At 61.9% G+C, this 26,748-nt stretch carries 24 protein-coding genes and 1 riboswitch; of the genes, 10 read left to right on the top strand and 14 right to left on the bottom strand.

Features of this window, described 5'->3' with window-relative positions:
• Positions 1–15 precede the first annotated feature (15 nt).
• The 6 genes from uca to BT116_RS21935 all read right to left on the bottom strand — a co-directional run bounded on the left by uca (position 16) and on the right by BT116_RS21935 (position 7,999).
• Positions 16–3,696: an urea carboxylase gene (gene uca, locus BT116_RS21910; RefSeq protein ID WP_072347098.1), complete on the bottom strand. Its 3,681-nt coding sequence runs from the start codon at positions 3,694–3,696 to the stop codon at positions 16–18.
• Between the two features lie 227 nt (positions 3,697–3,923).
• Positions 3,924–4,565 carry an urea amidolyase associated protein UAAP2 gene (locus BT116_RS21915; RefSeq protein ID WP_072347099.1) on the bottom strand — a complete coding sequence of 214 codons (642 nt, stop codon included), beginning with the start codon at positions 4,563–4,565 and terminating at the stop codon, positions 3,924–3,926.
• An 11-nt stretch (positions 4,566–4,576) separates the two neighbouring features.
• Positions 4,577–5,302 (bottom strand): urea amidolyase associated protein UAAP1, encoded by a 726-nt coding sequence (locus BT116_RS21920; RefSeq protein WP_072347100.1) that lies wholly within the window; start codon positions 5,300–5,302, stop codon positions 4,577–4,579.
• Positions 5,303–5,315: 13 nt separating this feature from the next.
• Complete coding sequence (locus tag BT116_RS21925; protein WP_072347101.1) at positions 5,316–6,104, bottom strand: ABC transporter ATP-binding protein; 789 nt, start codon at positions 6,102–6,104, stop codon at positions 5,316–5,318.
• Positions 6,101–6,916: an ABC transporter permease gene (locus tag BT116_RS21930; RefSeq protein ID WP_072347102.1), complete on the bottom strand. Its 816-nt coding sequence runs from the start codon at positions 6,914–6,916 to the stop codon at positions 6,101–6,103. The genes BT116_RS21925 and BT116_RS21930 overlap by 4 nt, the downstream gene beginning before the upstream one ends.
• 15 nt (positions 6,917–6,931) lie before the next feature.
• Positions 6,932–7,999 carry a putative urea ABC transporter substrate-binding protein gene (locus BT116_RS21935; protein WP_072347103.1) on the bottom strand — a complete coding sequence of 356 codons (1,068 nt, stop codon included), beginning with the start codon at positions 7,997–7,999 and terminating at the stop codon, positions 6,932–6,934.
• A 60-nt stretch (positions 8,000–8,059) separates the two neighbouring features.
• Positions 8,060–8,161: riboswitch (guanidine-I (ykkC/yxkD leader) on the bottom strand.
• 304 nt (positions 8,162–8,465) lie between these two features.
• Here BT116_RS21935 and BT116_RS21940 point away from each other — a divergent pair.
• Positions 8,466–8,855 carry a hypothetical protein gene (locus BT116_RS21940; RefSeq protein WP_072347104.1) on the top strand — a complete coding sequence of 130 codons (390 nt, stop codon included), beginning with the start codon at positions 8,466–8,468 and terminating at the stop codon, positions 8,853–8,855.
• A 174-nt stretch (positions 8,856–9,029) separates the two neighbouring features.
• Here the strand turns inward: BT116_RS21940 and BT116_RS21945 are convergent, their stop codons facing one another.
• Positions 9,030–10,142, bottom strand: a complete 1,113-nt coding sequence (locus BT116_RS21945; protein ID WP_072347105.1) for an enoyl-CoA hydratase/isomerase family protein — start codon at positions 10,140–10,142, stop codon at positions 9,030–9,032.
• Positions 10,143–10,273: 131 nt separating this feature from the next.
• On the opposite strand from BT116_RS21945, the gene ung reads away from it, so the two are divergent.
• Positions 10,274–10,966 carry a uracil-DNA glycosylase gene (ung, locus tag BT116_RS21950; RefSeq protein ID WP_072347106.1) on the top strand — a complete coding sequence of 231 codons (693 nt, stop codon included), beginning with the start codon at positions 10,274–10,276 and terminating at the stop codon, positions 10,964–10,966.
• 105 nt (positions 10,967–11,071) lie between these two features.
• Here ung and BT116_RS21955 read toward each other — a convergent pair whose 3' ends face one another.
• From BT116_RS21955 to BT116_RS21970, 4 genes are read right to left on the bottom strand one after another with little or no spacing between them, the layout of a single operon-like run.
• Positions 11,072–12,109, bottom strand: coding sequence for an AbrB family transcriptional regulator (locus tag BT116_RS21955; RefSeq protein WP_072347107.1), 1,038 nt, complete (start codon positions 12,107–12,109; stop codon positions 11,072–11,074).
• The gene (locus tag BT116_RS21960; protein WP_072347108.1) at positions 12,102–13,616 is read right to left on the bottom strand and encodes a tripartite tricarboxylate transporter permease; all 1,515 of its coding nucleotides are present in this window, start codon (positions 13,614–13,616) and stop codon (positions 12,102–12,104) included. The genes BT116_RS21955 and BT116_RS21960 overlap by 8 nt, the downstream gene beginning before the upstream one ends.
• Before the next feature lies 1 nt (position 13,617).
• Entirely contained in the window at positions 13,618–14,079 is a 462-nt protein-coding gene (locus tag BT116_RS21965; protein WP_063322539.1) for a tripartite tricarboxylate transporter TctB family protein, read from the bottom strand.
• Positions 14,080–14,134: 55 nt separating this feature from the next.
• Positions 14,135–15,127: a Bug family tripartite tricarboxylate transporter substrate binding protein gene (locus tag BT116_RS21970; RefSeq protein WP_003198777.1), complete on the bottom strand. Its 993-nt coding sequence runs from the start codon at positions 15,125–15,127 to the stop codon at positions 14,135–14,137.
• Positions 15,128–15,553: 426 nt separating this feature from the next.
• On the opposite strand from BT116_RS21970, the gene BT116_RS21975 reads away from it, so the two are divergent.
• Together BT116_RS21975 and BT116_RS21980 are read left to right on the top strand one after the other, a co-directional pair.
• Positions 15,554–16,225, top strand: coding sequence for a response regulator (locus tag BT116_RS21975; RefSeq protein WP_063322537.1), 672 nt, complete (start codon positions 15,554–15,556; stop codon positions 16,223–16,225).
• Positions 16,218–17,609, top strand: a complete 1,392-nt coding sequence (locus BT116_RS21980; protein ID WP_063322536.1) for a sensor histidine kinase — start codon at positions 16,218–16,220, stop codon at positions 17,607–17,609. The genes BT116_RS21975 and BT116_RS21980 overlap by 8 nt, the downstream gene beginning before the upstream one ends.
• A 132-nt stretch (positions 17,610–17,741) precedes the next feature.
• Here BT116_RS21980 and BT116_RS21985 read toward each other — a convergent pair whose 3' ends face one another.
• Both BT116_RS21985 and BT116_RS21990 read right to left on the bottom strand, forming a co-directional pair.
• Complete coding sequence (locus BT116_RS21985; RefSeq protein WP_072347109.1) at positions 17,742–18,563, bottom strand: HDOD domain-containing protein; 822 nt, start codon at positions 18,561–18,563, stop codon at positions 17,742–17,744.
• Positions 18,564–18,598: 35 nt separating this feature from the next.
• On the bottom strand, positions 18,599–19,540 hold the full coding sequence (locus BT116_RS21990; RefSeq protein WP_072347110.1) for a CAF17-like 4Fe-4S cluster assembly/insertion protein YgfZ: 942 nt from the start codon (positions 19,538–19,540) through the stop codon (positions 18,599–18,601).
• A 149-nt stretch (positions 19,541–19,689) separates the two neighbouring features.
• On the opposite strand from BT116_RS21990, the gene BT116_RS21995 reads away from it, so the two are divergent.
• Both BT116_RS21995 and BT116_RS22000 read left to right on the top strand, forming a co-directional pair.
• Positions 19,690–19,944 (top strand): FAD assembly factor SdhE, encoded by a 255-nt coding sequence (locus tag BT116_RS21995; protein WP_003184348.1) that lies wholly within the window; start codon positions 19,690–19,692, stop codon positions 19,942–19,944.
• Positions 19,928–20,380 (top strand): protein YgfX, encoded by a 453-nt coding sequence (locus tag BT116_RS22000; protein WP_072347111.1) that lies wholly within the window; start codon positions 19,928–19,930, stop codon positions 20,378–20,380. Before BT116_RS21995 ends, BT116_RS22000 begins: the two co-directional genes overlap by 17 nt.
• On the opposite strand, the gene nadB is transcribed toward BT116_RS22000, so the two are convergent.
• Positions 20,349–21,965 (bottom strand): L-aspartate oxidase, encoded by a 1,617-nt coding sequence (nadB, locus tag BT116_RS22005; protein WP_063322532.1) that lies wholly within the window; start codon positions 21,963–21,965, stop codon positions 20,349–20,351. The genes BT116_RS22000 and nadB overlap by 32 nt on opposite strands.
• A 559-nt stretch (positions 21,966–22,524) precedes the next feature.
• Between nadB and rpoE the strand changes: the two genes are divergently transcribed.
• The 4 genes from rpoE (at position 22,525) to BT116_RS22025 (ending at position 26,350) form a co-directional block, all read left to right on the top strand.
• On the top strand, positions 22,525–23,106 hold the full coding sequence (gene rpoE / locus BT116_RS22010) for an RNA polymerase sigma factor RpoE/AlgU (RefSeq protein ID WP_003172477.1): 582 nt from the start codon (positions 22,525–22,527) through the stop codon (positions 23,104–23,106).
• Positions 23,107–23,137: 31 nt separating this feature from the next.
• Complete coding sequence (locus BT116_RS22015; RefSeq protein ID WP_072347112.1) at positions 23,138–23,725, top strand: sigma-E factor negative regulatory protein; 588 nt, start codon at positions 23,138–23,140, stop codon at positions 23,723–23,725.
• 12 nt (positions 23,726–23,737) lie between these two features.
• Positions 23,738–24,685, top strand: a complete 948-nt coding sequence (locus tag BT116_RS22020; RefSeq protein WP_072347113.1) for a MucB/RseB C-terminal domain-containing protein — start codon at positions 23,738–23,740, stop codon at positions 24,683–24,685.
• 234 nt (positions 24,686–24,919) lie between these two features.
• Positions 24,920–26,350, top strand: coding sequence for a DegQ family serine endoprotease (locus BT116_RS22025; protein WP_072347114.1), 1,431 nt, complete (start codon positions 24,920–24,922; stop codon positions 26,348–26,350).
• Positions 26,351–26,748 lie beyond the last annotated feature (398 nt).

A 26,748-nucleotide genomic window follows, 5' to 3' on the forward strand; every position in this document is an offset into this window, starting at 1 on the left:
ATCCTTTTATTGAGTTCAGTCACGTTCCAGCACCACGACGCGTTGTCCGGCGCGCACCGCCGAACCGGGCTGCACGCGCACCTCGCGTACCACGCCGGCCACGGGTGCCAGCACCGGGATTTCCATCTTCATCGACTCCAGGATGACCAGCACATCGCCAGCGGCGACCCGAGCGCCAACCTCCACCTGCACCTGCCAGAGGTTGCCGGCGATATGGCTGTCGACACTCCGTTGACCGTCAGTCAGCGGCGAATCCTCGCTCGGTGCGATGGCCGGTTCTTCGCTGTCGAAGTGCGCCTGGCCACTGGCGATCCAACGCTCGCGCTCGGCCTCGAAGGCGTCTTGTTGCTGGCGGCGGAACGCAGCGATGCTGTCAGCCTCCTGCGCCAGGAAACGCTGGTATTCAGCGAGATTGAGCTGGCTATGCTCGATCGCCAGGTCGAAGCGGCCCAGGGGGAAGTCCCGGCGGATGCGCAGCAGTTCGTCGGCGCTGACCGGGTAGAAGCGGATCTGGTCGAAGAACCGCAGCAGCCACGGCTTGCCGTCGAAGGCGGCGACGTCCCGATAACGGTTCCACATCTGCAACGTGCGCCCGACGAACTGATAGCCGCCCGGGCCTTCCATGCCGTACACGCACATATAGGCGCCGCCAATGCCCACGGAGTTTTCCGCGGTCCAGGTCCGGGCCGGGTTGTATTTGGTGGTCACCAGGCGATGGCGCGGGTCGAGCGGCGTGGCGACCGGCGCGCCGAGGTAGACGTCGCCCAGGCCCATCACCAAGTAGCTGGCGTCGAACACGGTGCGTTGCACCTCATCGAGGTTGGGCAGGTCGTTGATGCGTCGGATGAACTCCAGGTTGCTCGGGCACCAGGGCGCGTCCTTGCGCACCGTGGTCATGTATTTTTCGATGGCCAACTGACAGGCCGGATCATCCCAGGACAGCGGCAGGTGAACGATGCGCGACGGCACTTGCAGGTCCTGCGCGGCGCACACGGCGTCCCACTCCCCGGCGACGATGGCCAGCAGATCGGCCAGGGGCAATTGTTCGGGTTGGTAGTGCACTTGCAGCGAGCGAATGCCCGGCGTCAGGTCGATCACGCCGGGCAGGTGTTTGTATTCCAACGCTTGCATCAAGGCGTGGGCGCGAAAGCGCAGCACAAGGTCCAGTTCGGGGGCGCCGATTTCCAGCAGCAGGTGGGTGTCGCCAGATAGCCTTGCAACCAGGCGGGTATCGTCCTGGCCGATATCCAGTACCACAGGCGACCCCCATTTCTGGGTACACCCAAAACCTGTGGCGAGCGAGCTTGCTCGCGCTGGGTCGCGAAGCGGCCCCCACTCTTTATCGGTAGGATCATTGTCTGGCGAGTGCTGCGCACTCGAGCGGGAGCAAGCTCCCTCGCCACAAGGGATGTGTGTCGCCAGTGAGCGGGCGGTCGATATGTCCACCGGCACAAACCGCACCTTGTCCCCTGCCTTGAGTTGCCCCAACTGCCAGAGGTCCGCTTCGATCACCGTCACCGGGCAGACGAAACCGCCCAGGCTCGGGCCGTCGGGGCCGAGGATGACGGGCATGTCGCCGGTGAAGTCCACGGCGCCGATGGCGTAGGGGTTGTCATGGATATTGGAAGGGTGCAGCCCGGCCTCGCCGCCGTCGGCGCGGACCCATTCGGGTTTCGGCCCGATCAGGCGCACGCCGGTGCGGCTGGAGTTGAAGTGCACTTCCCACGCCGTGTCGAAGAAGGTCTGGACGTAGCGCTCGGTGAAATATTCGGGCGCGCCGTGGGGGCCGTAGATCACGCGGATCTGCCGCACGCTCGGCAGTTCCAGGTCCGGTGCGCTCGTTGGCGGCAGTGTCGTGTGTTCATCCAGCGGTGCCAGGTGCAACACGTCGCCGGTACACAACGCTCGTCCGCCGTGGCCGCCAAACTGGCCGAGGGTGAAGGTGCTTTTACTGCCCAGGTAATCCGGCACTTGCACGCCGCCTTGCAGGCACAGGTAACTGCGTGCCCCGGCGCCAGAGATGTTGCCGATCGCGAGGGTGGCGCCGGCAGCAATCGACAACGGTGTATTCATCGGCACCGCTTCACCGTCGAGCGTGAGGGCAATCACCGCACCGGTCACCGCCACTCGGGCGGCGCAGTTGAAACGCAGCAGCGGCCCGTTCATGGTGATTTCCAATGCCGCCGCACCTTCTTCATTGCCCAAGAGGCGATTGCCCAGGCGCAGCGAACGGCTGTCCATCGGTCCCGACGGCGGTACACCCACGGCCCAATAACCGAGGCGGCCGGGATAGTCCTGGACGCTGGTCTGGGTGCCGGGGCTGAGCACCTCAACGGTGTGGGCACGATAGACCAACGCCTCCAGGCAACGAGTCCAGGGCTGGCCGCTGGCAAACGGGGTGTCGAGGAGAATTTGTTGCAGGTATTGGCGGTTGGTCTCGACGCCGTACAGCAGGCTTTCGTCCAGCGCTTGATGCAAGCCCAGGCATGCCTGCTCGCGGGTCGGCGCCCAGCGAATGACCTTGGCGATCATCGGATCGAAGTAGGGCGGGATCTGGCAACCGGCCTCGACCCAGGTGTCGATGCGCAGTGCTTTGCCGTCGGCCTGGGGAAATTCCACGGCGGTCAAAAGCCCCGGGCTTGGCTGGAAATCCCGGCCTGGGTCCTCGGCATACAAGCGCGCCTGGATCGCGTGGCCCTCGGCTTTCAAACCTTGGCCCAGCTCGTTCAGTGGCGGTAAATCACCGGCCGCCAATTGCACCATCCAGCGCACCAGGTCCACACCCCACACCTGCTCGGTGACGCCATGCTCCACTTGCAGGCGGGTGTTCACTTCCAGGAAATAGAAGCGCCCCGCGTCGCTGTCGAACACGAACTCCACAGTGCCGGCGCTGCGGTAGTTCACGGCCTGGGCCAGTTGGATTGCCGCTGCGCAGAGTTCGTCGGCCATGCCCTCGGGTAGGTTCGGCGCCGGGGTTTCCTCGAGGACTTTCTGGTTGCGCCGTTGCACCGAGCAGTCGCGCACCCCCAGGGCGATCACCTGCCCCTGGCCATCGCCGAACACCTGCACTTCCAGATGCCGCGCGCGTTCGATGTACTTCTCGATGAACACCCCGGCGTCGCTGAAGTTGTTCTGGCCCAGGCGCTTGACCGCTTCGAAGGATTCGCTCAGGTCGGCGGCGCTGCGGCACACGCGCATGCCGATGCCGCCGCCGCCGGCGGTGCTTTTGAGCATCACTGGATAACCGATCCGGGTTGCGGCCAACAGTGCGGCGTCGAGGCTGTCGAGCAGTTCGGTGCCCTCGAGCAGCGGCACGCCGTGCCGGCGCGCCAGGTCACGGGCGGTGTGCTTGAGGCCGAACACACGCAGTTGCTCTGGCGTCGGACCGATGAAGGCAATACCGGCCGCTTCGCAAGCTTCGGCGAAGGCGGCGTTTTCCGAGAGAAAGCCGTAGCCGGGATGGATCGCGGTCGCGCCACTGCTGTTGGCAATCGCCAGGAGTTTGTCCACCGCCAAATACGTATTGGCCGCCGCGCCCTCGCCCAGGCAGTGGGCTTCGTCGGCCTGCAAGATATGCAGGCTGGCGGCGTCGGCCTGGGAATACACCGCGACACCTTGGACCTTCAGTTCACGCAAGGTCCGCAGGATGCGGCAGGCGATGGTGCCACGGTTGGCGATCAGGATTTTTTCGAACATGGCATTGCCCCCTCAGGCATGGGTGCTGCCTGAATTGGGATGCGGGCCGTCCCGCAGTTTTCGATGGCCGCCGGGGTCGTCCCAGGTGGCGAAATTTCCAAACATCACTGCGCCCCCTTATGGGAGCGAGCAAGCTCGCTCCCATAAGGGATCAGGGCGTTATTTAATGCATTGCCCTGACCGGCTCTGGCACAACGCGAACAGCCAGCGCCGCAGGCGGGTGAGTTTCAGTTCCATATCAAAAGCTCCGCTGGCGTGGGGTTGTAGGCGTTGCACGGGTTATTCAGTTGCGGGCAGTTGGAGATCAGCACGATCACGTCCATCTCGGCCCGCAGGTCGACGTATTTGCCTGGCGCCGAGATCCCGTCTTCGAAGGTCAGCCCGCCGTCGGCGGTGACCGGCACGTTCATGAAGAAGTTGATGTTCGGCCCGATATCGCCCTTGCCCAGGCGACCATCGTGGGCGCAGGCCCGCAGGTAGTTGTCACGGCAGCTGTGCATGTAGCGTTTTTCCAGGGCGTAGCGCACGGTGTTGCTTTCCTGGGCGCAGGCGCCGCCGAGGGTATCGTGGCGTCCACAGGTGTCTTCGACGATGGTCAGCATCGGGTGGCCGAGGTTCGAATAGAGCACGCTGCCGGTGCTCAGGTAAACGTTGTTTTGCCGGCGCAGGGTGCGCTGCACGTCGTAGCGTTCCTTGGGGTTGGCCAGGCTGTAGAACAGCGTATCGACCGCTTGGTTGCCTTCCAGGTCGAGAATGCGCAGGGTCTGGCCGGCCTTGACCTCCACCAGCCAGGGTTCCCCGGCGGGAATCGTGGCACGGTAGACGGCGGTATCGGGTTGCTTGTGTGCGGTGGCGATGGCGAGTGACATGGCAGCGATCCTCAGGCGAACAGGCGGTCGGTGTTGATAAAGCCGCGCTGGTTTTCCGGACGCGAAAGGCGGCAGTGCTCGGCGACGCTGGCATCGGCATTCATCCAGCTGAGCTTGAGCGGTTGCGGGGCGTATTGCGGGTTCGGGTCCATCGGGTGTTGCAGCGCGGTCAGCACCACCAGGGTGTCCATCGGCGCGTACAACTCGATGTAGTCGCCGGTCAGGGAATTGCCCTCGACGAAGTGAAAGTTTCCGGCCTCGTCGACATCGACCCGGCTGAACAGGTTGAGGGTCATCAGCAGGTCGGACAGGCCCAGTCCCCATTTGCCCAGTTCCACCAACAGGTTGTCGGTGCCGTTGCGAAAGAAGCCGTTACGCAGTTCCTGGTAGCGGCCCTGGCCGTATTTTTGCGCGACTTCCTCGGCGCAGAGCACGCCGCCCAGGCTGTCGCTCCAGCCGCAGGTGTCGGCGGTGATGGCCGCCAGCACTCGGCCCATGTCCGAATACAGGCAATGGCCGGCGGTGAGTTTGGCGGTGTGTTGGCATTTGAGGCTGTCGGGCAGGTTCAGGCGTTCGGTTTTCTCGTTGGCATTGAGTAGCGTCAGGCTCACGTTGGCCCCGCCGCGCAGATCGGTCAGGCGCAGCAGTTGGCCGCGCTTGAGCACGAACGAACGGTGGCCGCCGCCGGGCAGCAGTTCTTCGGCGAAGGGTGTAAACAATCGGGTCGAGTCGGGCATGGAAAAACTCCTTTCAAGCGATACGCAAGGTGCCGGCCAGTTCGGCGGGCAGGGCGTCGACGGCGGCACGGGCGGTGCGGCGGTCGCTGTTCAATGGAATGTCGTAGGTAATGCGTGCGCCATAGGCGCCAGGGGCGTGGGGATCGACACGGACTTTGTCGAACACCAGCAGGCGCGTGCCGAGGCTGAAACCTTCGGACAGGTCATGGGTGACCATGAACACCGTCAGGCGGGTTTCGCGCCACAGCTCCAGCAACAAGGCGTGCATGTCCTTGCGAATGCCCGGGTCGAGGGCACCGAAGGGTTCATCCAGCAGCAGGACCCTGGGCTTCATGATCAGTGCCTGGGCGATGGCCAATCGCTGTTGCATGCCCCCGGACAGTTGCGCCGGGTATTTATCCTGCCCATGGCCGAGTCCGACCTTGTCCAGCAGATGTGCGGCTTCTTCCCGGGCCTGACGCTTGGCACTGCCGAACAGACGGCCCAGCAGCGGCGAGCGCGGCAACTCCAGGCCCAGGGCGACGTTGTCCAGCACGCTCAGGTGCGGGAACACCGAATAGCGTTGGAACACCACGCCCCGGCTGGCATCCGGCTCGCCGGCCAAGGGCTCGCCATCCAGGAGAATCTGTCCGCGACTGGCACGTTCCTGGCCCAGCAGCAAGCGCAGGAAGGTCGACTTGCCGCAACCCGACGCCCCCACCAAGGTGCAGAACTCACCCTCGGCGACACTCAGGTTCAAGCGCTCGAGCACGACTTGGTCGCCGTACTGTTGCCAGACGTTGTTCACGTTAATGAAACTCATGCCTTCGTCCCCTCATACCAGGGGAACGCTTGCCGGGTCAGGCGCTTGAGGCCCCAGTCCATCAGCCAGGCGAGCAGAGTGATCCACACCACGTACGGCAAGATCACGTCCATCGCCAGGTAACGACGCACCAGGAAAATCCGATAGCCCAGCCCATCGGTGGAGGCGATGGCTTCGGCGGCGATCAGAAACAGCCAGGCTGAACCGAGCATCAGTCGCAGGGAAATCAACAGGCGCGGCAGCAGTTGCGGCAGCACTACCCGCAGCATCAGGGTCCAGGTCGAAGCACCGAGGGTCTGGGCCTTGATCAGCAGCTCGGTGGGAATTTCCCGGGCGCGCTGTTCCAGGTCGCGAGCCAGGCACGGTGTGATGCCAATCACGATCAGCATCACTTTCGACAATTCCCCCAGGCCGAAGACGATGAACAGAATCGGCAGGATGGCCAGCGGCGGCACCATTGATACCACGGTGAGCAAGGGCGATAACGGCGCGCCCAACAGCGGCAACGTGCCGGCGGCGATGCCCAGGCACAGTCCGGCCAGGGCGCTGATGCCCAGGCCGATGGCCAACCGACGCAGGCTCGAGGCGGTGTCTTGCCAGAGCAGGTATTCGCCGCTGCGGGCGTCCGCGGTGAAGGCCAGGCGTTTGACCGCATCGGCCATTTGCACGGCGCTGGGCAGCAGCTTGTCGTTGGGGTTGTCCGTCAACCGTTCGGCCGAGCCCATGAAGTAGGCGAACACCACCAGCGCGAAGGGCAGGATCACCAGCAACAAGCGGCTGGGACGATCCGGATAGCGGTTGATCAGGCGCATGCCAGGTCCTCCGGTTTACAGCTTGGCGTCGGCGGCCAGCTGTACGTAGGTCGGGTCAAAGCGCAGCTTGAGGTTGGCCTTGTCTCCGCGAGTCACGCCATTGGCGAACGCCATGCCCACTGCGTTGGCGTCCTTGGCGCCTTCGCCCAGCAAGCCGTGCTGGAACGAGAAGTTGGCGACTTTGCCCATGGTGGCGGGCAGTTGTTCGCTGGTGGCGAAACCCAGGGCTTCCTTGGGTGTGGCGAACAGCTTGGTGGTGTCCAGTTGCGCCTGGAAGCCGGGCAGGTCGGTGCCCGAGGCCTTGGCCATGTGCTCCAACGCAGTCTTGCTCGCGGCGTTTTTCGCGTTCATCAGCGCCACCACTTCAAACCAGGCGCCGGTCAACGCTTTGCCCAGGGCTGGGTTGTCCTGCAGGGTCTGGGTGTTGACCACCATCATGTCCATGATCTCGCCAGGGACCTGGCTGGAGTTGAACACTTCGCTCACGCCGGGCTGGGCCTTGATGTCCGAGAGCATCGGGTTCCACGTGGTGACGGCCTTGACCTGGTCGGTGTTGAAGGCCGCGGAGATATCGGCGTCGGAGGTGTTGACGACTTTCAGGTCTTTCTCGGCGAGACCAACCGAATCCAGGGCGCGGGCCAGCAGGTAGTGGGACACCGACAGTTCCACCAGGTTGACGTCCATGCCCTTGAGGTCGGTGACTTTCTTGCCTTCGCCCTTGAGGACGATGCCGTCGTTGCCGTTGGAGAAGTCGCTGACGATCAGCGCGGTGCTGTCCACGCCGCCGGCGGCGGGAATGGTCAGGGCGTCCATGTTGGTCATGGTGCAGCCGTCGAACTGACCGGCGGTGTACTGGTTGATGGATTCGACGTAATCGTTGAGCTGCACGACATCGATCTTGATGCCGTATTTTTTCGCCCATTTGTCGACGATGCCTTGGCTACCGGCGTATTCCCAGGGCATCCAGCCGGCATAAATGGTCCAGCAGACGCTGAAGTGGTCTTTTTGGGCGGCGGCGGATGAGAAGCTCACGAGGGCCGAGAGGACGGCGAGGAGCAGGGCGGACAGACGAAGCTTGAACATGGTGGTTCTCCAGTTGATCAAGGGCGGACAGGAGCAACGCGGCACCGCGAACGGTGGCTTGTCTCCCGGGCTTTTGTCCCGCCGTGTAACCTCAACTGGAGGTCGCCAACTCTCGGACCAGTCACTCGCCAGAGGCGAGCCGGAACCCTAGTCAGCCATTGCAAATTGTGGTGCCGCGAACCTGTGATGACTCCTGCACGGAATTTGTTAAAGCGAGAGCCGTGCCAATTCGGGCAAAGGCCCGGGATAGAGAGGGCAGGAGTTGGGGAAGGACGATTGAGGGCGGATTTGTGCTTGCTTGTGGTGCCGTCGCGCACCGGAAGAGGGCGACGAGCGACATGTTTCTAGTTGTTGCCAGGTCGCACCAGATTCCGATTTTGCTGTCTGAATATGCGTCAGTCACACAAAGTTGGCTGCCGCCCATCAGCGTCGCTGATGTGGCCCATCCGCGGTCCAGGAGGCCGCCATGTATCGACGACTGCTCCTCATTGCGTTTCTCGGTTTGACTCTTTCGGCATGCGTGCCTTACTACGACGGAGACTCGAGCTACTACCGTTCCGAGGTCTACACCTCACCGGCACCGGTCTATTACGGTGGCGGGAGTTATTATTCGGCTCCGCGTGGCTATTACGCCCCGCGGTATTACCAACCGGCGCCGCGCTATTACTCGGCACCGCGTTACTACCAACAAGGCCCACGCTACTACTCGCCACCGCGAGCGGCGTACCGGTCTTATCCGAACCGGGGTGGCTGGGACGGCCATGACCGGGGCGGCTGGAATGACGACCGAGGCGGTCGAGGCGGACGTGATCATCGGGGACGCGGCGATCACGATGGACGGGGCAGTCACCGCTGATCCCAGGGCAACAGAAAGCGGCGCATGAAGCGCCGCTTTTTTGTGCCTGCAATAAACCCGATGGGATAACACTTGTGGGAGCGAGCTTGCTCGCGATTACGTCGGGTCGGCCAACATTCATGTGTCTGATAGGCCGCTATCGCGAGCAAGCTTCCACAGGGAGTTGCTGACTCGTTACTCGTTGGACAAGTCCGCCAACGGATGCCGCCCCTCCCACGCCTTGTGAAAGTGCGCCTCGACCGCCGCCTCGGGCACATGGTTGATGTCCGGCCAGTGCCAACGGGGCTTGTGGTCCTTGTCGATCAGCCGCGCGCGCACGCCTTCGCTGAATTCCGGATGGCGACAGCAGTTGAGGCTCAAGGTGTATTCCATCCGGAACACGCCGGCCAAGGACAAATGCCGGGCACGGGCGATCTGTTCCCAGACCAGATAAGCGGTCAAGGGCGAACCTTCGGTCATGGTCTTGGCGGCGCGGGCGATCAGTGGGTCCGAGTAGTCCACCAGCAGACTGAGGGCTTTCCAGGCGCAGCGCACATCGCTGACGTCCAGCCATTCATCGATTTTCTGCCGACGTGGTAGCCATTGGGCTTCGGGCATTTGGCCGACCGCTTCCTGTTGCAGGGCCTTGAGCAGGCTGTTGAGCTGCACCTCGGTCTGTTCCTGCCAGTTGAGTTGCAGCAGGCCTTCGATCAGGTCGTCCTGTTGTTCATCCAGCAAAAAGCGGTCGGCCAGGTCCAGGTCGATGGCGTCCCGGGCATTCATGTGGGCGCCGGTCAGGCCGAGAAACAAGCCGAGCTTGCCAGGCAGGCGCGACAAGAACCAACTGGCGCCGACATCCGGGTACAGGCCGATGCTGATTTCCGGCATTGCCAGGCGACTGCTTGGCGTGACGATGCGGGTACTGGCGCCTTGCAGCAGGCCCATGCCGCCACCCAGTACATAGCCATGCCCCCAGCACAGCAGGGGTTTGGGGTAGGTGTGCAGGTTGAAGTCCAAGCGGTATTCCGCGGCGAAGAATTGTGCAGCCAGCGGCGGTACTTCACCGGGATGGGCACGGCAGGCCTCTACCAGGCTGCGCACTTCACCGCCGGCGCAGAACGCCTTGGCGCCATTGCCGCGCAATAACACACACACGACCTGCGGCTCCCGGGCCCAGGCATCGAGACGATCACGCAAGGCGTTGATCATCGGCAGGGATAAGGCATTCAGGGATTTTTCGGCGTCCAGGGTGGCGATGCCGATACGGGCACCGTCGATGCCGGTGAGCTCTTCGAAGTGCAGATTCATCGTGACCTCGATCAGAAAATTGAATAATCAGTATGACCGCTGCGTGGGAAAGTGCTGGTTCTGCGTCAGATCAATTGACAAGCCATGTAGGCTTTCCTAGGGTGCGCCCATTGTTTTTACCGGATGCAACCATGACTGCCGACGACCGTATCAAACTCGAACCGAGCTGGAAGCAGGCACTGCGTGCCGAGTTCGACCAGCCCTACATGGCGGAGTTGCGTGAGTTCCTACGCAGTGAGTACGCCGCTGGCAAGGAGATCTATCCGCCGGCTCCACTGATTTTCAACGCCCTCAACTCCACGCCGCTGGACAAGGTCAAGGTGGTGATTCTCGGTCAGGATCCTTACCACGGTCCAGGCCAGGCTCATGGCTTGTGCTTCTCGGTACAGCCGGGCGTGCCGACGCCGCCGTCCCTGGTGAACATCTACAAGGAGTTGAAGCGCGATCTGAACATCGACATCCCGAATCACGGCTACCTGCAAAGCTGGGCCGACCAGGGCGTGTTGCTGCTCAACACAACCCTGACCGTGGAGCGCGCCAATGCCAACGCCCACGCCAAGAGAGGCTGGCAGCACTTTACCGACAGGATCATTGAAGTCGTCAGCGAACACCAGCCGCACTTGGTGTTCCTGTTGTGGGGCGCCCATGCCCAGAGCAAGCAGAAGCTGATCGATGCGACCAAGCATTTGGTGCTGACTTCGGTCCACCCGTCACCGCTGTCGGCCCACCGAGGCTTCATCGGCTGTGGGCATTTCAGCCGGACCAACAAGTTTCTCCAGCAGCATGGCGAGACGCCGATCGATTGGCGGTTGCCGCCGCTTTAAGTGGTTGGCAGTCAGGGCCCCATCGCGAGCGAGCTCGCTCCCACAGGGGATTCGTGTTGCCCTGAACCTGTGGGAGCTTGCTCGCGATGAAGGCGCCGCGGACGATCAGGCCGAACTCGACTGGCGCATCCAATACCTGAACAACGGCTCCGCCAGAAACAGCACGAACAGCAACCGCATCACCTGCAACGCGGTCACCAACGGCACTGACAGTTGCAGGGTTTCCGCCGTCAGGCTCATTTCCGCGATGCCGCCGGGCATCATGCCGAGTGTCAGTGAACGCAGGTCCAGTTGGGTCAGGGTGCTCAGGCCCAACGCCGCGAGAGTGGCGATCAGCATCGTCAACACCGTGCCGATCAGGGTGCGCCCCATGAACGACGGCGCCCGACGAAAGAACTGCCGGTTGAAATGACAACCCAGTCCGCTGCCGATCAACCACTGGCCGACCTGGCTGGCGCCGTTGGGCAGGCCGATGTGCAGGTCCCAACCGACGCTCACCGCCGCACTTACCAGCAAGGGTCCGAACAGCCAGGGATTGGGTTGGCGCAATCGCTCCCAGACCCAGGCGAGCAGGGCGCCCGCCGGGAACAGGATCGCCAGCCACAGCCAGTCCACCGTCGTGGCGTGTTGCACCGGCGAGCCTTCGCCCAACAGGTACTTGAAGGCTGCCGGCACGCACAGCACTACCACCAGCACCCGCAGGCTCTGGCCTGCGGCGACGCGGCTGAGGTCCGCGCCGTTGCGGGCGCCGAGGTTGACCATTTCGCCGGAACCGCCGGGCATGCTCGAGAAAAACGCGGTAGCACGGTCCTCGCCGGTGCGACGCATCAGCCAGACACTTACCACGCTGGACACGCTGGTGATCAGCGCGCCGAAAAAGATCAGGCCGAAGTGGCTCAGGACCTGTTCCATCACCACCGGGGTGAAGTGCAGGCCGATGCCGATGCCCACCACCCATTGGCCGCATTTGCGGCCGCCGGGGATTTCCGCCAATTGCCACGGCGTCAGGCAGCGCACCAGGATGATCGCCAGCAACGAGCCGACCATCCAGGGCAAAGGCCAGCCGATCAGGCTGGCCAGGTAACCGCCGGCCAGGCCGACCAGCGGTGTTCCCCACCATTGTCTGAATATCGCCTCAGACATTGGCCAGGGCGCGACGTTGTGCGGCGCGGCGACGCCAGATCCGCAGCAATGGCATGAACAGCATGATCGCTGTCAGGATCCAGCAGCCGAACGTGATCGGGCTCGACCAGAGGATCTCCAGGGCTCCGTTGGAAATCGACAGCGCACGCCGCAGGTTCTGCTCCATCAGGCCACCGAGGATGAAGCCCAGCAGCACTGGCGACAGCGGGAAGTCCAGCTTGCGCAGGATATAGCCGAAGATGCCGATACCGATCATCAGGAACAGGTCGAACGTGGTGGCATGCACCGCATAGACACCGATCCCGGTGATGATCGCGATGACCGGAACCAGTGCCCAGTTTGGCACCGCCAGGATCCGGGTGAAGATGCGGATCATTGGGATGTTGAGGATCACCAGCATGACGTTGGCGACGAACAACGACGCGATCAGGCCCCAGACGATGTCCGGCTGTTGCTGGAACAGCAGCGGACCGGGCGTGATGTTGTACAGCGACAGCGCGCCGATCATCACCGCGGTGGTGCCCGAGCCGGGAACGCCGAGGGTCAGCATCGGCACCAGCGCACCGCAGGCCGCGCCACCGATGGCTGTTTCCGGGGCGGCAAGGCCGCGCTTGTCGCCCTGGCCGAACGTGCCACCGGCGCCGGCAATGCGTTTTTCCGTCATGTAGGCCACGGCACTGGCCAGCGTCGCACCAGCACCCGGCAGCACGCCCATGATGAAACCGAGCACGCCGCAGCGCAGGTTCACAGTGAAGACCGACGCGGCTTCCTTGAAGTTGAACATCATCCGCCCGGTAGCTTTCACTGCCTCCTGGCCGCGATGGGTTTTTTCCAGCAGCAACAGGATTTCACTGATGGAGAACAGGCCCAGCACCAGCACGACGAACTGGATGCCATCGGTCAAGTGGATGTTGTCACCGGTGAAGCGGTATACGCCGCTGTTGGCATCGATCCCGACACTGGACAGGAACAGGCCGATCAGCGCCGCGATGAAGGTCTTGAGCGGTCGGTCGCCGGCCATGCCGCCGAGGCAGACAATGGCGAACACCATCAGGACGAAATATTCCGCCGGCCCGAAGGCAATCGCCCATTTGGCCAGCAACGGTGCGAACAACACCATGCCGCAGGTGGCGATGAACGCGCCGATGAACGAACTCCACGCCGACAGCGACAACGCCACGCCGGCCAGGCCTTGGCGGGCCATCGGATAGCCATCGAGGGTGGTCATCACGGTGGAGGCTTCACCCGGGATGTTGAGCAGGATCGAGCTGATGCGCCCGCCGTATTCGCAACCTAGGTACACCGCGGCCAGCAGAATCAGCGCCGATTCCGGCGGCAGCCCCAGGGCAAAGGCAATCGGGATCAGCAACGCCACGCCGTTGATCGGGCCCAGGCCCGGCAACAGGCCGACCACGGTGCCGATCAGGGTGCCGGTCAATGCCGTGACGAGGTTGTAGGGGGTCAGTGCAACGCCAAAACCCTGGCCGAGATAATTCAGGGTATCCATATCAATTCTCCAGGACGTCGAGCAGGCCCAGGGGCAGCGGCACGTCCATCAGCTTGTCGAACAACAGGTAAAGACCGATGGCCATCAGGCTGATGATCACCACGCTGGGCACCCAGCGACCGCCGTAAAGGCGCGCCATCGGCACGCCGATCAGGATGCTGGCAAGAATGAAGCCCAAGGGTTCGAAGGTCCCGGCGAAGACCAGCAGCAGCACCACGCAGATACCGATTTTCTGCAAGGTTTCGCGGTCCAGGTGCGGGTCTTCGTCGCTGTGCACGATGGGCGTAGGGCGAAACAGCATGTACAGCAACGCCAGCCCCATCAGCCCGAGCATCAGCAAGGGAAAGGCGCGCGGGCCGACCGGTTCGTAGGAAAAGGCCGCTTGATAGGGCCAGGCCATCAGCGCCAGGCCGATACAGGCCAGTAGCAGCACCGCGGCAAAAATACGTTGGATGGTGAGCATGACTAACTCCTGGGCGGCGCCGACAGTGCCGGCGCCGCCGCGAGAACAGAGACGGTTACTGGATCAGGCCGAACTCTTTGGCCAGCACCTTGTAATCAGCCACTTGTTTCTTCACATAGGCATCCAGTTCCGGGCCGGTCATGGCGAACGGGAACAGCTCGCGCTGGTCGCGCAACTTGGCGAACTCTTCGGAAGCCAGCAGTTTGTCGAACGCGTCTTTCCACCAGGCGTAGTCTTCGTCGCTGACCTTTGGCCCGAGGTAGAAGCCACGGACCACTGGCCAGAGGATGTCGTAGCCTTGTTCGCGAGCGGTCGGGATGTCTTTCATTTCCGGCTCGTCCAGGCGTTTATCGGAGAACACCGCCAACAGACGCATGTCACCACTCTGGATATGCGGCATGGAGTCGGAAATGTCCGTACTGCCGACCTGAATATGGCCGCCGAGCAGGGCTGTTGCGATTTCACCACCGCCTTCGAGTGCCACGTAGCGCAGTTTGCGCGGGTCGATACCGGCGGCCTTGGCGATCAGGGCAGTTTGCATCCAGTCCTGGCTGCCGACGGTGCCGCCGGAACCGATCACCACGGAGCCTGGATCTTTCTTCAGGGCCTGCACCAGGTCGTCGAGGTTCTTGTAGGGCGAATCGCTCTTTACCGCGATGGCGCCGTAGCTGGTGCCAACGGCCGCCAGCCAGCGCACGGCGTTTTCATCGAAACGACCGAACTTGCCTTGCGCCAGGTTCAACAGCGAACCGCTGGACCAGGCCACCAGCGTACCGGCGTCGGCCGGGCGTTGGGCGACCACTGCGTTGTAGGCCACCGCGCCGACACCGCCGGGCATATAGGTCACCCGCATGGGTTTGGTCAGCAGTTTCTGGTTCACCAGCGCGCTCTGCGCCAGTTTGCACGTCAGGTCGAAACCGCCGCCCGGTGCCGCCGGGGCGATGCATTCGGGGCGCTTGGGCTCCTTGGATGGATCAGCGGCGAGCAACTGTCCGGCGAACATCAGGCATCCGGCGGCCAGGGCTACTTTACGCAGTGAAAGGTTCATTGTTGTCTCCACAGGATTGTTGTTATGCGTGGTGAAAATGTGTCGTTGACGGATCCCGCCCAAGTCATCGGTGACGGGGCGCGCAGCTCATTACCGGGATTGAATGCAGGGCGACACCGCCCAAGGCGGTCTGGATGAAGCGAGACAGGCGAGCAGGCGCTGGGGCCTGTAGCTGCATGGACAGCATGGTGAATACTCCGCTTTTATTCTTCTTATTCAGGACGAAAATGCTTCGTGGCATTTTTCATTCGCGATCGGGCGCCGCGACGGTCAGTCGAAACTATCCGTAAAGGGACTCTAACGGCCCAACCTTTCGCTAACCTTTCAAAAGCTTTCAGCAGGTTTTTTGGCTTCACAGTGGCGGATGCGGCTGTAAACTCCGCGCCAAAGAATGGCGTCGACCATCCCTGAATCGAGGAATAACCCATGCGTGTTCTGCTCGTCGAAGACCATCTGCAGCTCGCCGAAAGCGTTGCCCAAGCGCTCAAGAGTGCCGGTTTGACCGTGGACGTGCTGCACGACGGCGTTGCGGCCGACCTGGCCTTGAGCAGCGAGGAATACGCCGTGGCGGTCCTGGATGTCGGGCTGCCGCGCATGGACGGTTTCGAGGTGTTGGCGCGTCTGCGGGCTCGTGGCAAGACCTTGCCGGTACTGATGCTGACCGCTCGCAGCGACGTCAAGGACCGTGTCCATGGCCTGAATCTCGGCGCTGACGATTACCTGGCCAAGCCATTCGAACTCACTGAGCTGGAGGCCCGCGTCAAGGCTCTGTTGCGCCGCAGCGTACTGGGCGGCGAGCGCCAGCAGCGCTGTGGCGGGCTGGTCTATGACCTGGACACCCGGCGGTTTACCCTCGACGATGAACTGTTGACGCTGACGTCCCGTGAGCAAGCCGTGCTGGAGGCATTGATCGCCCGGCCGGGGCGGGTGATGAGCAAGGAGCAACTGGCGGCCCAGGTGTTCGGCCTGGACGAAGAGGCCAGCCCCGACGCCATCGAAATCTACGTCCATCGCTTACGCAAGAAACTCGATGGTCATGCGGTGGCGATCGTGACGTTCCGCGGCCTGGGCTACCTGCTGGAAAATCGCAATGCATAAGCCCGACAGCCTGCGCTGGCGGCTGCTTCGCAACCTCGCGCTGCTGCTGGTGGTATTGATGCTCGCCAGCGGCTTGAGCGCCTATTGGAACGGTCGCGAGGCTGCCGACACTGCCTACGATCGGACCCTGCTGGCTTCGGCCCGGACCATCGCCGCGGGCCTTTCGGCGCGTGACGGCAGCCTCAGTGCGGATGTGCCCTACGTGGCCCTGGATACTTTCGCCTACGACAGCGCCGGACGCATTTATTACCAGGTCAATGACATCGACAAGAAGCTGATTTCCGGCTATGAAAACCTCCCCGGTCCGCCGCCTGGCACGCCGCGCACGGACGATTACCCAGCCCTGGCGCGCTTTTACAATGCTCGCTATCAGGGCCAGAACGTGCGGGTGGTGAGCCTGCTCAAGGCCGTGAGCGAGCCGAACATGAACGGCATGGCGGAAATTCGTGTAGCGGAGACTGAAGAGGCGCGGGTCAGCATGGCCCGCGGGCTGATGGCCGACACGCTGTTGCGCCTGGGCATGCTGGCCGTGGGCGCGCTGCTGTTGGTGTGGTTTGCAGTCAGCGCGGCATTGCGCCCGTTGGAACGCTTGCGCACGGCGGTGGAAGAGCGCCAGTCGGATGACCTGCGGCCATTGCCCCTGGTGGAAGTGCAGCATGAACTCTGGCCGTTGGTGCGCGCCCTCAACCATTTCACCGAGCGCCTGCGCGGGCAGTTCGAACGCCAGGCGCAATTCATTGCCGATGCCGCTCATGAATTGCGCACGCCCCTGGCTGCACTCAAGGCCCGCCTTGAGCTGGGCTTGCGAGCCAGCGAACCGGCGACATGGCGTGAAACCCTGGAAACTGCGGCCCAAGGTACTGACCGGTTAACCCACCTGGCTAACCAATTGCTGTCCTTGGCGCGTGTGGAAAACGGCGCCCGGGCCATTGCCGAGGGCGGCGCGCAACTGCTTGATCTCAGCCAGTTGGCTCGTGAGTTGGGCATGGCCATGGCCCCGCTGGCCCATGCCCGAGGGGTGGCGCTGGCCCTGGAAGCCGACGAGCCTGTGTGGTTGCGGGGCGAGCCGACCTTGTTGAACGAGTTGTTGAGCAACCTGGTGGACAACGCCCTGGCCCATACCCCATCGGGCGGCAATGTAATCCTGCGGGTTTCTGCGCCGGCCGTGCTGGAGGTCGAGGACGATGGCCCCGGCATTCCGCTGCACGAGCGGGACCGGGTGTTCGAGCGCTTCTATCGACGCAACCAGCAAGTGGCCGGCTCCGGCCTGGGGTTGGCGATCGTGGGCGAAATCTGCCGTGCCCACTTGGCGCAGATTACCTTGCATGATGGGCAGGAGCGGGGGTTGAAGGTGCGGGTGAGTTTTATCCCAGGTTCAGATTGAGCCAAGGCCGAACACTGTTGTGGCGAGGGGATTTATCCCCGTTGGGCGCGCAGCGCCCCAGAATTTGCTATCACTGCGGTGTGTCTGTTCAGGTCAGCATCTGGCCCGGATTTCCTGGTTGTCAGGCTGGGCTTAATAAAACATCGACCGCGCTTCTTCGATATCCACGCTGCGGGCCTTGTTGTCCGGGTCGATCCCCAGTTTCTTGAAAGCCGGGACTGAAAACACATCAATTCGGCTGAGCGGGTGATCGGTGTCCTTGTAGCAGTACAGCGCCGCGACCTGCACCAGGTCGACATAATCGATTTGCTTGGAATCCCGGGTGAAATCCAGATACAGCCCCGGCAGCTTCACCAACCGCTCCGGAAACTCCCAGACGCTAAGTAGTTTGTCCCCCAGCACCGGGTGAATCGTTTCGATGACGTGGTTGAGGCTGACCGGGTCCGACAGCAATTCATTGTTGTCTTGCGCATACGTCAGGATCGGCAACACGCCGATCTGGTGCACCAGCCCACCCAACGCGGCCTGGTCGGGCTTGAGTTGGGTGTAACCGCGGCACAGCGCATAGCTGACGCCAGCGATCTCCAGGCTCTTGCGCCAGACCTCGCGCATCTTCAGTTCCACCACCTCGGAGCGGGCGTGGAAAATTTGCTCCATGACCAGGCCGATGGCCAGGTTGCTGCTGTAGTTGACGCCCAATCGAGTGATGGCCGTGTGCAGGTCGGTGACTTCCTGGGTGGCGCGCAGCAGTGGGCTGTTGACCACTTTTATCAGGCGTGCCGAGAGGGCCGTATCGCGGCCGATCACTTTGCTCAGGTTGCTGACGCTGATTTCCGGGTCTTCGGCGGCCCGGCGAATCTGCAGGGCCACTTCCGGTAATGTTGGCAGAACCAAGTCATCGTTATCGATGGCTTGCACCAAATCCCGTTGGACCTTATCCGCCAAATCGCTCATTTCGGTTCTCTAGGGTATTGCGGCAAATGCTGCGATCAGCGCTGGATTTCGCGGTCGCGATCCAGTTCGTAAGGCAGGTCCAACAGTTGAAGGCGTGGGCCTTCCAAGGTGCCGAGGTGCAAATTGTCATCTTCTGCTGCTTCGGCCTGCAATACCGCCAGCAGTTCAATATTCCCCTCACTGCGGGCGGCAATCACCACTTCGCCGATGGAACTGCCATGCGTGGGGGAGAACAGCGCTGTGCCGGGCTCCGGTAGTTCGCTGGCGTCCAGCTGCAGGCGATACAGGCGTCGCTTGAGCTTGCCCAGGTATTGCATGCGGGCGACGATTTCCTGGCCGGTGTAGCAGCCTTTCTTGAAACTCACGCCGCCGACGGCTTGCAGGTTGAGCATCTGTGGGATGAACAGTTCGCGGGTGGCCGGCATGACCTGGCCGATTCCGGCGCGGATCTGGCCCAGCAGCCAGGGGTTCAGGTCCGCTTCGGCCAGTTCTGCGCCCAGGCGGGTTCGCAGCGTCTGTGCCTGTTCGGCAGGGGCCCACAATTCGGCGCGACCGGGAGATACGCGGATGGCGATCAAGGCTTCATGGCGAGCCACGCTGTCGGTGTCGCTCGGCAGTTCGAGGCCCAGGTCGGCCAGCGCCTTGTCGGCGTTTTCCAGGCCGAAGCGAACCCAGGTCGCGCTTTCGTCGGTGAGCTTGGATTTGGAGAACACGGCATATTTTTTCAAGTCGGCCAGTTGCGGTTCGAGCAGTTCGGCGGCCATGGCCATCAACACGCCGTCACCTTCGAGCAAAATGCGGAAGCTCGATTGCATCCGGCCTTTCTGGGTGCAGCGGGCGCCGAGGCTGGCCCGTTTGTCGCTCAAGTAGTCGAGGTTGCAGGTCAATTGGCCTTGCAGGAATTTGGTGGCATCCACGCCGCGGACCGCGAGGACGCCTTCGTGGGACAGGGTGCAGAAAAAAGCGGAATCAGCCATGGGTCATCGCAGGATAAAAGGTCTGGTAGACATCATAAGGGGGCGCCCTTGAAATGGGTAGTTCACAAAGGATCGGTGGTGCCCGACCAAAGCTGTCTGTTCCACTGCGGCGGGGCCTGTATACTTGCGCTCTATTTGAGGAGCGCTCCATGGTCGAAGATGTTGAACTGAATCGCCTCTACTGGCACAGCCGCCGCGGCATGCTTGAGCTGGACGTGTTGCTGGTGCCATTCGTCAAAGAGGTTTATCCCCATCTCAATGAAGTGGACCGCGCGTGCTATGTCCGCCTGCTCGAATGCGAGGATCAGGACATGTTCGGCTGGTTCATGGAGCGCAGTGAATCCGAAGACCCTGAGTTGCAGCGCATGGTCCGGATGATCCTGGACCGTGTCCAGCCCAAGTAATCGCTTCGAATGCCGCTGGCAGGCCTCCGGGCAACTGCTGGCGGCTTATCTGCTGGCCCAGGTGTTTGCCCTGGGTTCGTTGTTCCTGTTGTCCGTCCCATCCTGGTTCGCCGCGCCTGGCATTGTATTGTGCCTGGCCCATGGTGCCTGGGTGATCCCCCGATATGTCGTGCTGACCCATCGCCGGGCTTTCTGTGGGTTGCGTCGTAATGCCGCTGGCTGGCAACTCTGGAGCCGGGCCGATGGGTGGCGGGCTGTGCAACTGCGCCCCGATAGCCTGGCGCTGCCGATGATCGTCGTGCTGCGTTTTCGCGTGCAGGGTGAACGGCGGGTCCGGTCGGTGTGTGTGCCGCGCGACGCGCTGGCGCCGGATGTCCATCGGCGCCTGCGGGTGCAGCTCAGGTTCAGTCGGCGTAGGTGGGCGGCACCAGGATAGTGTCCAGTGCCTCGGGCAGCAGGTTCGGGTAGTCGAGGGTGTAATGCAGCCCCCGGCTTTCCTTGCGTTCCATGGCCGAGCGAATCATCAGTTCGGCCACCTGGGCCAGGTTGCGCAGTTCGATCAGGTCGCGACTGACTTTATAGTTGCTGTAGAACTCGTCGATTTCATCCAGCAGCAAGCGCACCCGATGTTGTGCCCGTTGCAGGCGCTTGTTGGTGCGCACGATGCCTACGTAGTCCCACATGAATCGCCGTAGTTCGTCCCAGTTGTGCGCGATGATCACGTCTTCATCCGAATCGGTGACCTGGCTGGCGTCCCACGAGGGCAGGGCGGCCGGAACGGCAATCTGCGGCAATTGCGCCAGGATGTCAGCCGCCGCCGAGCGGGCGTAGACGAAGCATTCCAGCAGCGAGTTGCTGGCCATGCGGTTGGCGCCGTGCAGGCCGGTGAAGCTGGTTTCGCCGATGGCATACAGGCCAGGCACGTCGGTGCGGCCCTGTTGGTCGACCATCACGCCACCGCAGGTGTAATGCGCTGCCGGCACCACCGGAATCGGCTGCTTGGTGATGTCGATGGAGAACTCCAGGCAGCGTTCGTACACCGTCGGGAAGTGACTCTTGATGAACGCTTCGGGCTTGTGGCTAATGTCCAGGTAAACGCAATCGATACCCAGGCGCTTCATTTCGTGGTCGATGGCCCGGGCGACGATGTCGCGCGGCGCCAGTTCGGCGCGCGGATCGAAGCGTTGCATGAAGCGTTCGCCGTTGGGCAGCTTCAGGTGGGCCCCTTCGCCACGCAGGGCTTCGGTGATCAGGAAGCTCTTGGCCAGCGGGTGATAGAGGCAGGTGGGGTGAAACTGGTTGAACTCCAGGTTCGCCACCCGGCAACCCGAACGCCAGGCCATGGCAATGCCATCGCCGCAGGCACCGTCGGGGTTGCTGGTATAAAGATAGACTTTCGCTGCGCCGCCGGACGCCAGGATGACGAAGCGCGCACCGTAGGTATCGACTTCACCGGTGCCGCGATTGAGCACGTAGGCACCGAGGCAGCGATCGCCGTCCAGGCCCAGGCGTTTTTCGGTGATCAGGTCGACGGCGACGCGCTGTTCCAGCAACTCGATGTTCGGCCGCAGTCGCGCCTGGGCGAGCAGGGTCTTGAAGATCGCTGCACCGGTGGCGTCGGCCGCATGGATGATGCGCCGATGGCTGTGACCGCCTTCGCGCGTCAAGTGGAACTCGAAACCGCCGTCTTCGGTACCCGATTGTTCGTCACGGGTAAACGGTACGCCTTGGTCGATCAGCCACTGGATGGCTTCCCTGCTGTGTTCTACGGTGAAACGCACCGCCTGTGGATTGCAAAGGCCACCGCCGGCGTTGAGGGTGTCGTCGACATGGGACTCAATGGTGTCGGTATCGTCCAGTACGGCTGCGACGCCGCCCTGGGCCCAGAAGGTCGAACCGTTGGCCAGGTCGCCCTTGCTCAGTACTGCAATGCGCAAATGCGCAGGCAACGTCAGTGCAAGGCTCAATCCGGCGGCTCCGCTGCCGATTACCAGAACATCGTGTTGAAACTGTTGGCTCATTCGAATGGTTTCCGCTCAAGGCGACCCGGGTCGGGGTTGGCGCAAGACACCGCTTCAACGGGTCAGGCAGCCACGCAGCCCACTAGTATATAGAGGGGGGGATCGGCACAATAGCCGGGCATTCATGGCAATGTGAAACCAGCGTGACAGAAAAGCGACACGCTTCGTCGGATCGCCGGTTTGGGTACAACGTCGATAAGGCCGCCGTTTCGAGGACAGAACGCTGTTTATCTCGTCACGGTTGCCTGATATTCAGTGTACAGCGCTATAGATAGCGGGAACTTTTGCCAAGCGCCTACGTTCAATAGACGGTTGTCTGCAAAAGGGAGCAGCGTCGGGTTGGTGCAAGATTTCGATTGGAGTCTCTGCCGTCAGGCCCGGTGACAGATTATTCGCGCAGCCGGGGAATCTCCTGCTGCGTTTTTCGTGCGTGCCGAGATCAGAGCGCGTCGGAAACTTGCTTGGAAGGGGGAGAACTTTTGCGAAAAGCCCGAGTCTATGTTTGCAAGCCCGGTCAATTAGTAATGCAAGCCTCCTTCGAGCTTATCGAGGAGTGTTCATGCTAACCCAGGAAGAGGATCAGCAGCTGGTCGAGCGCGTCCAACGCGGCGACAAGCGAGCTTTCGATCTGCTAGTGCTTAAATACCAGCACAAAATTCTCGGGTTGATCGTGCGTTTCGTGCACGACACCCATGAAGCGCAGGATGTCGCTCAGGAAGCCTTCATCAAGGCCTACCGCGCACTTGGTAATTTTCGCGGGGACAGCGCGTTTTATACGTGGCTTTACCGCATCGCCATCAACACGGCGAAAAACTATCTGGTTTCACGCGGCCGCCGGCCGCCGGATAGCGATGTAAGTTCTGAGGATGCCGAGTTCTATGATGGCGATCATGGCCTCAAGGATCTCGAGTCACCAGAACGTGCGTTGCTGCGGGATGAGATCGAAGGCACCGTCCATCGAACCATCCAGCAATTGCCCGAAGATTTGCGTACGGCTTTAACTTTACGCGAGTTCGACGGTCTGAGTTACGAAGACATTGCGAGCGTCATGCAATGTCCTGTAGGCACCGTGCGCTCCCGGATCTTCCGCGCCCGGGAGGCCATTGATAAAGCCCTGCAACCTTTGTTGCAGGAAAACTAGAGACAGCGGCGACAGCCAAGAGAGGAACGCCATGAGTCGTGAAGCCCTGCAGGAATCGCTGTCCGCAGTGATGGATAACGAAGCGGACGAACTGGAATTGCGTCGGGTATTGAATGCCTTCGACGATGTTGAAACCCGTGAGACCTGGGCTCGTTACCAGATCGCCCGGGCCGTGATGCACAAGGATTTGTTGCTTCCACGCCTGGACATCGCTACGGCCGTTTCCGCTGCATTGGCTGACGAAGCCGTACCGGCTAAAGCCTCTCGCGGACCATGGCGCAGCCTGGGTCGCCTGGCAGTAGCCGCTTCGGTCACCGTGGCCGTACTGGCCGGTGTGCGCCTGTACAACCAGGATGAGATTGCCGGCGTACAGATGGCGCAGCAATCCAACCAGCCTGGCCTGGCCGCTCCACAGGTCAAGGGCCCAGCGGTACTGGCCGGTTACAGTGAAGGCTCGGAAACCGCAGGCCCAATGGTCAATGGTGTTCTGCAAGGCCAACCTGGCTGGCATGATCAGCGTCTGCCCAACTACCTGCGTCAGCATGCTCAGCAAGCTGCCCTGAAAGGTACTGAAAGCGCACTGCCTTACGCCCGTGCAGCCAGCATGGAAAATCGTTAATAAGGAAAACCATTGCGCGCCATACCTCTATTCGCGCTTCTGCTTGGTGGCTGGTGTGCGATTCCAGCCCATGCCGATGAGGCTCAGGATTGGTTGAATCGCCTGAGTCAAGCCGAGCAGCAGCAGAGCTTCCAGGGCACTTTCGTTTACGAGCGCAACGGTAGTTTTTCTACCCATAACATCTGGCATCGCGTCCAGGATGGCAAAGTCCGCGAGCGGTTACTCCAGCTCGACGGCTCGGCACAGGAAGTCCTGCGCATTGATGGGCATACTCAATGCGTCAGTGGCTCCTTGATCGCGGGGCTGGGCAATACGCCTGACGGCACCTCACGTGCGCTCGATCCGCAAAAACTCAAGAATTGGTATGACCTGGCCGTCATTGGCAAGTCGCGCGTGGCCGGGCGTCAGGCGGTCATTGTGGCGATGACGCCAAAGGACCAGCATCGCTATGGTTTCGAGCTGCACCTGGATAAAGAGACCGGCTTGCCGCTCAAGTCCCTGTTGCTCAATGACAAGGGCCAGTTGCTCGAACGTTTCCAGTTTACCCGCTTGAATGTCGCCGCGCCGACAGACGGTGATCTGCAAGCCAGCGCCGAATGCAAGGCTGTCACGCAGGATTCCGCCAAGGTCGTCGCGGTGAAAGCCGCCTGGCACTCGGATTGGCTTCCACCTGGGTTCGAGCTGTCCAGCAGTGCCGTGCGCAAGGACCCGGACACTCAGGTCCAAGTCACCAGCTTGATGTACGACGATGGTCTGGCGCGCTTCTCGGTGTTCCTGGAGCCATTGAACGGTGCCAACGCCACTGATACCCGTACTCAGCTCGGCCCGACGGCTGCCGTGTCCCGCAGGCTCACGACGCCCCAGGGCGAGATGATGGTCACGGTGGTCGGTGAGATTCCTATCGGTACGGCGGAACGGATTGCGCTTTCCATGCGTTCCGACGTCACGGCAACTCAATAGCCAGCTGGCTGGATGGGTGGTTCGATTGTGCGAGAGGCTGATGATGCCAGGGCTTGATCGAAATGCCGAAACTTCCTGTCAGTATTTTCATTTGCAAAAACCCAGCTTTTTTTCTATAGGTCAGAGCCGCTCGGCCCTGGCCTTGTCTGTTTCCGGAACAAAAATACCGGCGTATCTTTTCCTGGTATTCCTTGCTCCATATCGCTTAACCATGCTCGTCGTAACGGGAGCCGTATGTCGATACCACGCTTGAAAACCTATCTCTCTATCCTTGCCACCGTGCTTGTGCTCGGCCAGGCCGTTCCTGCCGTGGCGGTCGAGTTGCCCGACTTTACGCAATTGGTCGAGCAGGCGTCGCCCGCCGTAGTGAACATCAGCACGACCCAGAAACTGCCGGATCGCCGCGTATCGGACCAGCAAATGCCGGACCTGGAAGGTTTGCCGCCGATGCTGCGTGAGTTCTTCGAGCGCGGCATGCCGCAACAACCCCGTTCGCCTGGCGGTGGTCGCCAGCGCGAAGCGCAATCCCTGGGGTCGGGTTTCATTATTTCGCCTGATGGCTACATCCTGACCAACAACCATGTGATCGCCGATGCCGACGAAATCCTGGTACGCCTGGCCGATCGCAGTGAGCTCAAGGCCAAGCTGATCGGCACCGATCCGCGTTCCGACGTGGCGCTGTTGAAAATCGAAGGCAAGGATCTGCCCGTGCTCAAGCTGGGCAAATCCCAGGACCTGAAAGCCGGCCAATGGGTCGTGGCCATTGGTTCGCCGTTCGGCTTCGACCACACCGTGACCCAGGGTATTGTCAGCGCCATCGGTCGCAGCCTGCCGAACGAAAACTACGTGCCGTTCATCCAGACCGACGTGCCGATCAATCCGGGTAACTCCGGTGGCCCGCTGTTCAACCTCGCGGGTGAAGTCGTCGGCATCAACTCCCAGATCTATACCCGTTCGGGTGGTTTCATGGGCGTGTCCTTCGCGATTCCGATCGACGTTGCCATGGATGTGTCCAACCAACTGAAAAGCGAAGGCAAGGTGAGCCGCGGCTGGTTGGGCGTGGTCATCCAGGAAGTGAACAAGGACCTGGCCGAGTCGTTCGGGCTCGAAAAACCGGCCGGTGCGCTGGTGGCGCAGATCCAGGAAGGTGGCCCGGCTGCCAAGGGCGGCCTGCAAGTGGGTGACGTGATCCTGAGCATGAATGGTCAGCCGATCGTCATGTCCGCCGACCTGCCGCACTTGGTAGGTGCCCTCAAGGCCGGTGCCAAGGCCAATCTGGAAGTGATTCGTGAAGGCAAGCGCAAGAACGTCGAATTGACCGTCGGCGCCATTCCTGAAGAAGGCAAGGAGTTGGATTCGCTGCCCAAGTCTGGCGTCGAGCGCAGCAGCAACCGTCTGGGCGTGGCTGTGGCCGAGCTGACCGAAGAGCAGAAGCGCACCCTGGAGCTTCAGGGCGGTGTGGTGATCAAGGAGGTGCAGGATGGTCCTGCCGCCCTGATCGGCCTTCAGCCGGGCGATATCATTACGCACCTGAACAACCAGGCCATCGGTTCCGCCAAGGAGTTCACCGACATCGCCAAGGCGTTGCCGAAGAATCGTTCGGTCTCGATGCGGGTCCTGCGCCAGGGGCGTGCGAGCTTCATTACCTTCAAGCTGGCCGAATGACCGGTTAGCGGCTCAAAAAAAACCGCCTCGATAGAGGCGGTTTTTTATTGGTGCGCCAGGCATGGCGCGTTGCGCGCAAGCGCAACCAGCTTGGCTGTGGTGGCCACGCTGGTGACTTGGAGGTGCAAGTCCTCTACACACCCGGCAAGGGGAAGTGTTAGCCAGAGGCAAGGGTGTCGCGGGCGACTGCGAATCTGAAGAAAGCCCGAGGCAAAATGCTGGCCTGACGAACAGGAAGCGGATTAGGCGGCACAGCGGGGTAAGAAGGCCAATATCTTCAAAGCCCGATACTTGCACGGAACGCTGTGACGTAGATCCGACAGGCATAAGCAGGAAGGTCGCGCGAATTACCCTGGGAGATCTGTTTAGCCTGCCATGTGCTACCGGCGCCGTGAGGT

Source organism: Pseudomonas sp. NFACC16-2 (genome assembly GCF_900119205.1).
GTDB classification, from domain to species: domain Bacteria; phylum Pseudomonadota; class Gammaproteobacteria; order Pseudomonadales; family Pseudomonadaceae; genus Aquipseudomonas; species Aquipseudomonas fluorescens_Q.

Bases quoted from the DNA above. Each gene is read 5' to 3' on its own strand.
- BT116_RS21980 (WP_063322536.1), top strand. From the start codon at position 16,218: ATGCATAAGCCCGACAGCCTGCGCTGGCGGCTGCTTCGCAACCTCGCG.
- nadB (WP_063322532.1), bottom strand. From the start codon at position 21,965: ATGAGCCAACAGTTTCAACACGATGTTCTGGTAATCGGCAGCGGAGCC.
- BT116_RS21995 (WP_003184348.1), top strand. From the start codon at position 19,690: ATGGTCGAAGATGTTGAACTGAATCGCCTCTACTGGCACAGCCGCCGC.
- BT116_RS22025 (WP_072347114.1), top strand. From the start codon at position 24,920: ATGTCGATACCACGCTTGAAAACCTATCTCTCTATCCTTGCCACCGTG.
- BT116_RS21930 (WP_072347102.1), bottom strand. From the start codon at position 6,916: ATGCGCCTGATCAACCGCTATCCGGATCGTCCCAGCCGCTTGTTGCTG.
- BT116_RS21955 (WP_072347107.1), bottom strand. From the start codon at position 12,109: ATGTCTGAGGCGATATTCAGACAATGGTGGGGAACACCGCTGGTCGGC.
- BT116_RS21985 (WP_072347109.1), bottom strand. From the start codon at position 18,563: ATGAGCGATTTGGCGGATAAGGTCCAACGGGATTTGGTGCAAGCCATC.
- BT116_RS21945 (WP_072347105.1), bottom strand. From the start codon at position 10,142: ATGAATCTGCACTTCGAAGAGCTCACCGGCATCGACGGTGCCCGTATC.
- BT116_RS22015 (WP_072347112.1), top strand. From the start codon at position 23,138: ATGAGTCGTGAAGCCCTGCAGGAATCGCTGTCCGCAGTGATGGATAAC.
- BT116_RS21975 (WP_063322537.1), top strand. From the start codon at position 15,554: ATGCGTGTTCTGCTCGTCGAAGACCATCTGCAGCTCGCCGAAAGCGTT.
- BT116_RS21920 (WP_072347100.1), bottom strand. From the start codon at position 5,302: ATGCCCGACTCGACCCGATTGTTTACACCCTTCGCCGAAGAACTGCTG.
- BT116_RS21940 (WP_072347104.1), top strand. From the start codon at position 8,466: ATGTATCGACGACTGCTCCTCATTGCGTTTCTCGGTTTGACTCTTTCG.
- ung (WP_072347106.1), top strand. From the start codon at position 10,274: ATGACTGCCGACGACCGTATCAAACTCGAACCGAGCTGGAAGCAGGCA.
- BT116_RS21915 (WP_072347099.1), bottom strand. From the start codon at position 4,565: ATGTCACTCGCCATCGCCACCGCACACAAGCAACCCGATACCGCCGTC.
- uca (WP_072347098.1), bottom strand. From the start codon at position 3,696: ATGTTCGAAAAAATCCTGATCGCCAACCGTGGCACCATCGCCTGCCGC.
- rpoE (WP_003172477.1), top strand. From the start codon at position 22,525: ATGCTAACCCAGGAAGAGGATCAGCAGCTGGTCGAGCGCGTCCAACGC.
- BT116_RS21960 (WP_072347108.1), bottom strand. From the start codon at position 13,616: ATGGATACCCTGAATTATCTCGGCCAGGGTTTTGGCGTTGCACTGACC.
- BT116_RS21965 (WP_063322539.1), bottom strand. From the start codon at position 14,079: ATGCTCACCATCCAACGTATTTTTGCCGCGGTGCTGCTACTGGCCTGT.
- BT116_RS21925 (WP_072347101.1), bottom strand. From the start codon at position 6,104: ATGAGTTTCATTAACGTGAACAACGTCTGGCAACAGTACGGCGACCAA.
- BT116_RS21935 (WP_072347103.1), bottom strand. From the start codon at position 7,999: ATGTTCAAGCTTCGTCTGTCCGCCCTGCTCCTCGCCGTCCTCTCGGCC.
- BT116_RS21990 (WP_072347110.1), bottom strand. From the start codon at position 19,540: ATGGCTGATTCCGCTTTTTTCTGCACCCTGTCCCACGAAGGCGTCCTC.
- BT116_RS21970 (WP_003198777.1), bottom strand. From the start codon at position 15,127: ATGAACCTTTCACTGCGTAAAGTAGCCCTGGCCGCCGGATGCCTGATG.